The organism is Ochrobactrum sp. CGA5 (assembly GCF_006345815.1).
Classification (GTDB): domain Bacteria; phylum Pseudomonadota; class Alphaproteobacteria; order Rhizobiales; family Rhizobiaceae; genus Brucella.
This window is the reverse complement of sequence record NZ_VCIG01000045.1, coordinates 1-420: the sequence shown is the minus strand read 5'-3', so window position 1 is coordinate 420 and position 420 is coordinate 1. Positions and strand designations below refer to the sequence as shown.

Below are 420 nucleotides of genomic sequence, written 5' to 3'. Positions count from 1 at the left end.
TTCGTTTGCAGCCTTCAAAACGCGTGATCGCAAATCACTGCTTAATGCTCGTCCCATCAAAAGCCTCCATAACTGGAAACCTTGAATCAGACAGATCGCCGATTGTCACTTCAAAATCGATTCAGTGTTCAAAGGATATGCTCTAGAGCGAATCCGTTTTATGTTGGGTCATAACCGCAAGCTGCAAAGTAGTTAGCGCACTCGGTTGGTTCGAACAATGTTATGACTTGGCCGACGGCATCCCACAGCGCTTCGACAGTGCGTTCGGCTTTTGCACGCAGATGTGCTTTGAGTTTCGAGAACGCCATCTCTATTGGGTTGAAATCGGGACTATAGGGCGGCAGATACCGTAGTTGCGCACCTGCCTCCTCAATCGCTTCTCGTATTCCGACAACCTTATGAGCAGGCAAATTGTCCATG

1 protein-coding gene is annotated in these 420 nt (G+C 48.6%); it reads right to left on the bottom strand.

What is annotated here, in order from left to right:
* Positions 1–158: 158 nt before the first annotated feature.
* Positions 159–420, bottom strand: a 262-nt coding sequence (locus FJQ48_RS22200) for a transposase (RefSeq protein WP_180350282.1), incomplete at its 5' end; no start/stop codon positions are given.